The 8,961-nt window shown below is 64.3% G+C and carries 10 protein-coding genes and 1 pseudogene; 6 read left to right on the top strand and 5 right to left on the bottom strand.

The genetic code is table 11. The features are described from left to right. Positions 1-434: 434 nt before the first annotated feature. Positions 435-920 (bottom strand): VUT family protein, encoded by a 486-nt coding sequence (locus ACV22Z_RS07305; RefSeq protein ID WP_448075640.1) that lies wholly within the window; start codon positions 918-920, stop codon positions 435-437. 66 nt (positions 921-986) lie between these two features. Then, positions 987-1,259 carry a hypothetical protein gene (locus ACV22Z_RS07310; protein WP_448075641.1) on the bottom strand — a complete coding sequence of 91 codons (273 nt, stop codon included), beginning with the start codon at positions 1,257-1,259 and terminating at the stop codon, positions 987-989. A 1,362-nt stretch (positions 1,260-2,621) separates the two neighbouring features. Between ACV22Z_RS07310 and ACV22Z_RS07315 the strand changes: the two genes are divergently transcribed. The 3 genes from ACV22Z_RS07315 (at position 2,622) to ACV22Z_RS07325 (ending at position 4,276) form a co-directional block, all read left to right on the top strand. Continuing rightward, positions 2,622-2,930: a phosphatidylserine/phosphatidylglycerophosphate/cardiolipin synthase gene (locus ACV22Z_RS07315; RefSeq protein ID WP_448075642.1), complete on the top strand. Its 309-nt coding sequence runs from the start codon at positions 2,622-2,624 to the stop codon at positions 2,928-2,930. A gap of 238 nt (positions 2,931-3,168) precedes the next feature. Next, complete coding sequence (locus ACV22Z_RS07320; protein ID WP_448075643.1) at positions 3,169-3,504, top strand: hypothetical protein; 336 nt, start codon at positions 3,169-3,171, stop codon at positions 3,502-3,504. Positions 3,505-3,802: 298 nt separating this feature from the next. Further along, positions 3,803-4,276 carry a VOC family protein gene (locus tag ACV22Z_RS07325; RefSeq protein WP_448075644.1) on the top strand — a complete coding sequence of 158 codons (474 nt, stop codon included), beginning with the start codon at positions 3,803-3,805 and terminating at the stop codon, positions 4,274-4,276. Positions 4,277-4,281: 5 nt separating this feature from the next. Here the strand turns inward: ACV22Z_RS07325 and ACV22Z_RS07330 are convergent. Beyond that, positions 4,282-4,794: pseudogene (locus tag ACV22Z_RS07330) on the bottom strand (diguanylate cyclase); the annotation flags it as partial. 58 nt (positions 4,795-4,852) lie between these two features. On the opposite strand from ACV22Z_RS07330, the gene ACV22Z_RS07335 reads away from it, so the two are divergent. Further along, positions 4,853-5,083: a hypothetical protein gene (locus tag ACV22Z_RS07335; RefSeq protein WP_448075645.1), complete on the top strand. Its 231-nt coding sequence runs from the start codon at positions 4,853-4,855 to the stop codon at positions 5,081-5,083. Positions 5,084-5,286: 203 nt separating this feature from the next. On the opposite strand, the gene ACV22Z_RS07340 is transcribed toward ACV22Z_RS07335, so the two are convergent. Continuing rightward, positions 5,287-5,778 carry a winged helix-turn-helix transcriptional regulator gene (locus ACV22Z_RS07340; protein WP_448075646.1) on the bottom strand — a complete coding sequence of 164 codons (492 nt, stop codon included), beginning with the start codon at positions 5,776-5,778 and terminating at the stop codon, positions 5,287-5,289. Between the two features lie 167 nt (positions 5,779-5,945). Here ACV22Z_RS07340 and ACV22Z_RS07345 point away from each other — a divergent pair, with 167 nt between their 5' ends. Next, on the top strand, positions 5,946-6,383 hold the full coding sequence (locus tag ACV22Z_RS07345; protein WP_448075647.1) for a PaaI family thioesterase: 438 nt from the start codon (positions 5,946-5,948) through the stop codon (positions 6,381-6,383). Positions 6,384-6,503: 120 nt separating this feature from the next. Then, complete coding sequence (locus ACV22Z_RS07350; RefSeq protein ID WP_448075648.1) at positions 6,504-7,556, top strand: NADP(H)-dependent aldo-keto reductase; 1,053 nt, start codon at positions 6,504-6,506, stop codon at positions 7,554-7,556. 70 nt (positions 7,557-7,626) lie between these two features. On the opposite strand, the gene ACV22Z_RS07355 is transcribed toward ACV22Z_RS07350, so the two are convergent. Then, positions 7,627-8,913, bottom strand: a complete 1,287-nt coding sequence (locus ACV22Z_RS07355) for an MFS transporter (RefSeq protein ID WP_448075649.1) — start codon at positions 8,911-8,913, stop codon at positions 7,627-7,629. Positions 8,914-8,961 lie beyond the last annotated feature (48 nt).

Consider the following 8,961-nt stretch of genomic DNA (forward strand, 5'->3'; position numbering starts at 1 on the left):
AAAATTGTGGAACTAGCCCCGGAAAACGATGAATAATCAATGACAGTTTTCCGGCAAATATTCCACAATGTTGGCTGCAATCCTTGTCCGGTAAGGGTTGGCGGTTAAGATTGTGATTCCTGTTGTCGTGGGTTCGAGTCCCATCAGCCGCCCCACAGAATACTCAAGTAGAACGGGCGCTTAGGCGCCTGTTTTGCTTTTCACGTTCTGAATTTCGAAACGACAAGCACGATTTCGAATTTCATTCTGTCGCGTCTGCGGCCTTCACCTTACGTCGATCGTAGTGCTCTGCGTCGTGCCCGGCTTCGCGTGCATCGACGATTGATGTGCTGCGCTACCTCGCGCATCGTCTTCACGTCCTGCTCCTTCGCAATCCCCGGACCACGCTCGCCGACAAACGCATGCATCGCGTCATGCCAACGAGACATGTCGGTTCAGGCCGCGCGAGCGTTGCGAAAAACGATCCAGGACCAGAGTGCGCCGCCGGCAACCTTTGCGACGAACTGCAGCGCAGCGATCAGCGGGAATACGGTTCCGAACGCGATCAGCGGGAAGATGATCGAATCGACAGCGGCGCCGGCGACGTTCGCACCATTTGCGCGAGCCAATATCGGGTAGCGGCGTGCGGCCTGAAAGACGGCCGCGCTGGCGACTGCCGCCGCGCTGAACGCGACCAGTGACGCCAGCGAGACTGCTTTGGACGCAGGGTTCAGCGCAAAGCTCACGAATCCCGCCGCCACGATCAAGCCGAACATCCGCGTCCACAGTGCGCGTCCGCGCCAGTCAAGATGCAAACGGTCTCGGATCGCGAGGTCGAGCCCGATCAACAGGAAGGCAATGACCGGCGTCACTGCCGGGCCAAAGCGCGCGACCGTCAGGTTCGCGACGGCGACAACTGCAATATAGATCGCAACGTACATAGGTCATCAGCGGTGAATGGGGGTGCGTGTGCCGGTACGCCGCGATCTCCGGGGCGAATGGCGGCGTTACTCGCCGAGATTCGCCGAAGTCTCCGGATCGAATCCTTGCTGATCGTCCGATGGAGGAAGGTCGAGAACGAGCTTGACGCTGCTCGTGTTTGCCTTGAGCGAAAACACCCGGCCGATGACGAGAAACGTCTGCTGCAGATTGTCGAGTTCGACAAAGTCGCCCGGTTGCGGAAGATGCGCGCCTTGGTCGTAGGAAAAGCTGGTGCTGGTTTGATCACCTACCGCTTCTGCGGCATGGTCGGTAAATTCGATTGTGATGTGTGTGGTCATGCGACCCTGGCGTCTGGTTGTTGAGGGGATCAGAGGCTCCGATTCTCGCATATCCATGGTCGCGAGATCCTCCCATTCCGCGCGCACTCGACGATTGACCCACACATCACAGGGCTGCACGTATGCGATTGAATAGTCTCGAGGAAATGTTGCGGCGTCATTGAGCAAACCGCATTCCCCGTCGGTCGGATCGGCACGTGTGGCCTTTGGCCCTCGTGCATGGACCAGTGGCAAGCACGAGGAACTCGAACGAGCATTACGCGCAGCGCGCAACGGTCATTGAGTTCGAATCGTCGAGGCTGAAAGGGAGGCGCGCTCCTGTCGTCTGTCAATCCGCACGACATTGCGCACGGCGCGTGTCGAGCAGACTGTCGAGCGAATTCAAAAGCCTCTGGTCACGGCCGGCTCGATCCGATATCCGCCGTCAGGCGTCGAGACGGTGGCGCAGCCGGCCAGGTCAAACATGACGAGTGTGGCAACAACGAGCGACGCGAGTTTCATCGGTTTCCGGATTCCATGTCGGTAATCGAATTGAAAGAGATGCATGGCTTATGTGTGCCCGGCTTCGCCAGTTCCGAATGCGTTTCGGACATGCGGCAATCGCGTCGGCGTGTTTCTCCTTCCGCGGTTGGGCTCGCGATTCCTGTCCGGCACAACGCATCGCGGCCCGCTTGGCGAGTTGCGAAGGGTGCACGGTCGTCACACCGGCAGCAATGGCAGAATCGAACAGGTGTTTGGCTGATTACGCCATTCCTACACAGTCTTTCATTCGAATAACATGTGTTCGCAACGATCCTCGTGCCTAAGCTTGCTCTTAGGCCCATTGTCGATGTCGTGTCGGCAATGCCTTGGTCCCGGCAGCGGCTCACGTCGCTGTCGGGTTTTTTTTTGCCGGCCGCCAGCGGCGCGACCAAGCGTGCCCGGTCGCGCAACGGTGCCGAGCCCACTGTCGAGCGGACCCGATGGGGCGTACGACGGCGAGTATCGTTCTGCAATCTGATTCATCACGTGCCTGAGTGGCGACGGTCGAATGCGCGTCTTTCGGCGAGCTGACCAATCAAATTTCATTGCCGACGGGCGAAAGCGATCCGGAGGTGCTGCGCGTCCCTGTCGCGTACCGGCGCTGGACAAGCACGCCGGGATTCGGAGATGATCGACTCGTGCACGTCGCCCACGCGCGAAGCACACGGTGAATGCGTCGCCCCCGTGTGCCGACATGCTTGGTCGACGAAATGCCGTGAGATCCGCAGCCTGTTGCGCGGCACATCACGGATTCTGGCCGCGGCCCGGACGAATGCCCGATGCGAATCCGCTCGGCACCCACGCATTCGTACGCCCGCTGCCTTTTCCACGGAGGTCCGGATGTCGGTGTTTGCAGTCAGTGGCGTCAGAATCGATCTGAGCAGTGGACGCGTGACCCATGTGCGATGGGGGCAGGTGAATCCGGCGAGCCGCGCGTGGGTCGCCAGGCCGCACGATGCGCACGTGTCGGAGGTGGTTCGTGCCGTTGCCGGCGGCGACGAGGTTTACGTGATCTTCGACGCGTCGGGAAATCGTGCGGTTGGCCCGAAATTGAAGCGTGTCGTTTATCGCGACGCAACCGAAGGCATCGAGCTCGATGTGGATGCGACCAGAGAGGCGCGCACGCTCAGGGATCTTCCGCAGATCTGATCGGCGCGCGACGGGGGACTCCGGAGCTTGATCGACGAATGCAGAACACGAACCGAATGACGCAGGACGGCATGTCGGTCCCGCGTCGAGCGATCTGCTCGCGCAGTTGCCGTTGACGTTGCCCGTCGACAACCGCCGCCTGAAACGAAAGGCGGCCATATGCATCGTGCTCGCCGGGTTGATCTTCTGGGGCAACACGTTCGATCGTTCGCCGATGCCCGTTGCGGGGCTCGCCGCATTGCTGGCACTGGCCGGCGTCGGTTTTTTCATCGGTTCGAGACGGGAATTGGCGCTCCGCATCGATGAAACCGGATTCGTGATGGTCGGTGCCGTGCGCGAAAAGGCGGTCACGCGCTGGCTCGACGTCACGGACTTCGGCGTGCCGAACATCTACGGCAACAGGCTCATCCGGTATCCATTTGCCGAGCATGCGCAGCGCGCGAGGGTGCCGGGCGGCGTGCTCTCGCCGGTCGGCCGCTTTGCCGAGCTTCCGCTCGAAGCCGTGGCCGCCATGATGGAAGCCTGCCGAGACACATGCGCGACGTCGGCGTCGCAGGCCGATACGATGCGGTAAGCCGGTCCGATTCTCGACTCACGCGCAAGCGGCCGAGGTGCCGCCAGTCCGCACGGCCATGACGGCGCGTGTGGCGGCGCGCAATTCGATTGCCCGCCTTCAGCGCTGCGCTTACAGACAACCGCAGTTGCGCCTTGCGTTGCATCGCATCACGTCACGTCACGTCGAATCGATTCGAAAAATTTTCGGCCCGACATGTCGATTCCGCATCCGCTCGTCCGTCGTATGGTCGGAGGCGTACGCATCGCGCGCCCCGTCCCGCTTTTCGAACCGACAGCCGACTGAAGGAGCCACGCACATGTCCACGTCCGTCAAACCGATTCCTGAAGGAATGCGCACGCTGACCCCTCATCTGATCTGCGCCGGCGCCGCCGACGCGATCGACTTCTACAAGCAAGCATTCAACGCGGTCGAGCAGTTCCGGCTGCAGGCCCCGAACGGCATGCTCGCGCACGCTTGCCTGACCATCGGCGATTCGACGCTGATGCTCGTGGACGAGATGCCGGAACATGGCGCGCTCGGGCCGAATACGCTGAAGGGCACGCCGGTTGCGCTTCACCTGTTCGTGCCGGATGTCGACGCGGCGATCGCGCAAGCCGTCGCGGCCGGCGCGACGCTCAAGGTGCCGGCTGCCGACATGTTCTGGGGCGATCGCTATGGCCAGGTCGAGGATCCGTTCGGGCATCGCTGGTCGCTCGCGACGCACCAGCGCGACCTGACGCCCGAGCAGATTGCGGCTGCGATGGCGAGCGCGCCGGGGTGCGGTGGCTGAATCGGCCGCGCGAGCACATCACTGTCGCGCAGCGTGGCTGTCAGCGTGTCCGCGAACGTCTTGAGTGTGCGGTCGCCTTCGGCGTGGCCGAAGCGGTCGTAGATCGCCTTGAAGTCGTTCAGGCCGAAGAAGGCCGGCATCGCGCGCCTGTCGAGCCGCGCGCAGAGGCCCGGCACGTGGCGCGCGAGCGTTTTGAAGCCGCGCTGGTTCGTCAAGTGCGTGAGCTCGTCAGTGGTCGCGAGGTGCAGCTCGGCGATCTCGCGTTCGGTCATGTGCGCGAGATCACCGAGCAGCGACTGTTCGTCGTGGTCGAGCGAGCGCGGCCGCGTGCCGATCAGGCAGAGCGTGCCGACCCGCGCGCCGTTCGACGGGGACAACGGCCGGCCTGCGTAGAAACGGATGCCCGGCACGCCGGTCACGAGCGGATTGTCGTGGAAACGGTCGAGCGCATCCGGTATCACCATCGTGTCGAATTCGAGCAGCGCATGCGCGCAGAGCAACACGTCGCGCGTCGTCTCAAGTCGCGCGTCGCGATGCCGTAAACAGGGCGAACTGACTCGCCCACGACAACGCCACATGGTTCGATTTCTGTACGCCGGGTATCTCGCCCTGGCGCTCTTCATCATCTATCCGATGGTCCACGGCTTTCTTGAAACCGACGTCGCCTGCCTTGGCGGCATTGCATCGATCGATACTGCCGATGCGACCCGGCATCCGGCGAGCGACGCGCAGGCGAGCCAGCGCGAATGCACGTCGCTGGTGGCGAGGGCCCATCCCGCTGCCGGACGGGCAGACGGCATCCATTGACGGAGCTGATCCAACATGCGATTGCTCGCGTGAGGATCGCGATCGCGAATCGTTAGCCGTTCGTCATGGTTGAACGATTCGCGTCAGTCGGCGATCATCGGTCGTCTGCACAAGTCACCGGGCGGTGACGCAACGTGCTGCGCGCGCACGTTGCGATCCCGGGAGTCAGTACGTCGAGCGGTACGCCGCCGCATGCTAAGAAGCTACTCGGCGGATGCCGCCGGCGCCTCCGATGTGCCCGACCCGATCCATCCCGGGCCCGCCTCGGGCTGCACGTCGCGCGGATCGAGCGGTTCGCCGCACGCGGAGCACACCGTAACCGCGTGCATCAGTTGACCGCAGGTGCGGTGGCGCAACTGCAGCGGCGGCCCATGGCCGTCGTCCTTCCAGCGGTCGCCCCACGCGAGCAGCGCAAGCAGTGCGGGGTAGAGGTCGCGGCCTTTCTCGGTCAGCCGGTATTCGAAGCGCGGCGGGCGGTCCTGGTACGCGTGCTTCGCGAGGACGCCTTCGTCGACGAGCCGCGCGAGGCGTTCGGCCAGCACGTGGCGGGTCACGCCGAGTTGCGTCTGGAACGCGTCGAAGCGGCGGCAGCCGAGAAACGCATTGCGCAGGATCAGCATGGTCCAGCGGTCGCCGAGCACGGCGAGCGTGCGCGCGACCGAGCAGTTCAGCGAGCCGATGTCATCCCATTTCATCGTCGGGTTCCGTGAGGCGGTTCGGGAAAGAGCGGGTGCGATTATAGAACCGACCCTCGAACACATCGGCCGGCACCGGCGTTGACAGCCGGTTTTCCGTTGTGAATAATCGGTTCCAATTTGGAACTTACTACTGCGCCACAGCGCTTGCCATCAGGAGACACCCGATGAATCCGCTTTCGATTTCCGGCCTTGAACTGTTGCGTGCCGCGGCGGCGGGCGACGCGCCGCTCGCGTCGATTTCCGAGACCGTCCCGATGCGGCCGGTGGAGGTCGAACTCGGCTACGTGAAGTTTTCGGCGCGCGCCGACGGCCGGCACCTGAATCCGATGGGCGGCGTGCATGGCGGATTCGCGGCGACGGTGCTCGATTCGGTCACCGGTTGCGCGGTGCATTCGATGCTCGACGCGGGCATCGGCTACGGCACGATCGACCTGCACGTGAAGATGCTGCGGCCGGTGCCGCGCGAAGTCGAACTGATCGCTGAAGGCCGCGTGATTCACCTGTCGCGCTCGCTCGGCGTCGCCGAGGGCACGCTGAAGACGCCGGACGACAAGATCGTCGCGCACGCGTCGGCGACGTGTTTCATTCAGCGGCCGCAGTAACGGCGCAATCCGGACCGAAACCCGCCGGTGAAGGTTGGCTGTAGGCGACCGGCAGGCCAACTGAAGCAAACGCTTCATTGTGGTAGCGTTTCTGCTTTCCACCGATGCGACAGGAACAGCATGGAATACCGCACACTTGGCGATTCAGGCATCGAAGTCAGCCTGATCGGTCTCGGGACGATGACGTGGGGCGAGCAGAATTCCGAGCGCGACGCGCATGAGCAGATCGATTACGCGATCGCGCAAGGCGTCACGCTGATCGACGCCGCGGAGATGTACCCCGTGCCGCCGAAGCCCGAAACCCAGGGCCGCACGGAGCAATACATCGGCACGTGGCTCGCGCAGCACCGTGCGCTGCGCGACCGGATCGTGCTCGCGACGAAGATCGCCGGCCCCGCGCGCCAGCCGCACAACCCGCGCCACATTCGCGGCGAGGGCAACCAGTTCGACCGCAAGAACCTGACCGAGGCGCTCGACGGCAGCCTCAAGCGTCTGCAGACCGACTACGTTGACCTCTACCAGCTCCACTGGCCGGACCGCAGCACGACGACGTTCGGCCGTCCCGCCTATCCGTGGATCGACGACGCGTACACGGTGCCGATCGAGGAAACGCTCGGCGTGCTCGCGGAGTTCGTGAAGGCGGGCAAGGTGCGCGCGATCGGCGTGTCCAACGAGACGCCGTGGGGCGTCGCGCAATTCCTGCGTGCGGCCGAGACGCTCGGGCTGCCGCGCATCGCGAGCATCCAGAACCCGTACAGCCTGCTGAACCGCACGTTCGAGAACGGGCTGTCGGAATTCACGCACCGCGAAGGCGTCGGCCTGCTCGCGTATTCGCCGCTCGCGTTCGGCTGGCTGTCCGGCAAGTACGAGAACGGCGCGCGTCCGGCCGGTGCGCGCATCACGCTGTTCGAGCGCTTCCAGCGCTACAGCAAGCCGCAGGCGGTCGCGGCGACGTCGCGCTATGTCGCGCTCGCGAAGCGGCACGGTCTGTCGCCCGCGCAGCTCGCGCTCGCGTTCGTCAACAGCCGGCCGTTCCTGACCAGCAACCTCATCGGCGCGACGTCGCTCGAGCAACTGAAGGAGAACATCGGCAGCGTCGACGTCAAGCTGTCGGACGAGATCCTCGCCGAGATCGACGCGCTGCACGAACTGCAGCCGAACCCGGCGCCGTAAGCGGATCGATAAGCGACCCGATGGCCCGCGCGGCAAGCGTTGCCGTGCGGGCGCGTTAGCGCTGCGTCGATCAGCGCATCCGCAGGCGCGTGCGCGCGACGAACAATGCCGCGAGGCTCAGCAGCGCGCAGCCCATCAGGTAAAGCGCCGGCGACAGCCGGTTCCCGGTTGCGCTGATGAGCCACGTGATGACGAACGGCGCAAAACCGCCGAACAGCGTGACGCCCGTGTTGTAGCTGACCGCGAGCCCCGTCGCGCGTGTCTGCGCCGGGAACAGTTCGGCCATCAGCGCGGGCAGCGCGCCGCAATACATCGCTTTCAGCGCACCGATCCAGATCAGCGCGGCGATCATCGTCGCGAACGACGCATGATGCGTAAGCCACGCGAACGTCGGCCAGACCGTGACGAGCATCAGCAGCGCCGCGGCCGTCATCATGCGGATTCGCCCGACATGATCCGACCAGTGGCCGACGAGCGGCGTGACGAGCGTCAGCACGAAGCCGGTCGCGAGGGTCGCCGCGAAGCCGGTCGATGCAGGCAGTCCGAGCTGCTTGATCGCATAGGTCGGCATGTACAGCACCATGTAGTTGACCGCGGTCGAGATCACGAGCGCGCCGATCGCGAGCAGCACGCGCATCTTCTGGTCTGCGAACAGTTCGCGCACGGGCGCTTCCGAACGCGCTTGCGTCTTGAACTCGACGCCTTCGTCGACGTAGCGGCGGATGTACAGCCCGACCGGCCCGATCGCAAGACCGAACAGGAACGGCACGCGCCAGCCCCAGCTTTCGAGCTGCGCGGGCGTCAGCGTGCTCGTCAGCAGCGCGCCGAACCCCGACGCGAGCAGCGTCGCGAGCCCCTGGCTCGCGAACTGCCAGCTCGACATGAAGCCGCGCCGTTGCGGCGCGTGCTCGACGAGGAACGCAGTCGAGCTCGCGAATTCGCCGCCGGCGGAAAAACCCTGCATCAGCCGCGACAGCATGATCCCGAGCGGCGCGAGGATGCCGATCGATGCATAGGTCGGCATCGCGGCGATCAGCAGCGTGCCGCCCATCATCATTCCGATCGACAGCAGCAGCGATGCCTTGCGTCCGGCGCGGTCCGCGTACGCGCCGAGCACGAAGCCGCCTATCGGGCGGATCAGGTATGACAGCCCGAACGTGCCGAGCGTGAGCAGCAGTGACGTCGCCTCGCTCGTCGCGGGGAAGAACAGCTTCGCGATCGTCACCGCAAAGAAGCCGTAGACGATCAGGTCGAACCATTCGAGCGCGTTGCCGATCGACGCGGCGAGGATGATGCGGCGCGTCTTCGCGGCGGTGGGGCGAACGGTTTCCGGCGTGGTCAGGGTCGTGGTGTTCATCGTGTGCGCGTGTCCCGTGGAGGTGTGGACGATTGACGATGCAGGCGA

The organism is Burkholderia sp. PU8-34 (genome assembly GCF_053427725.1).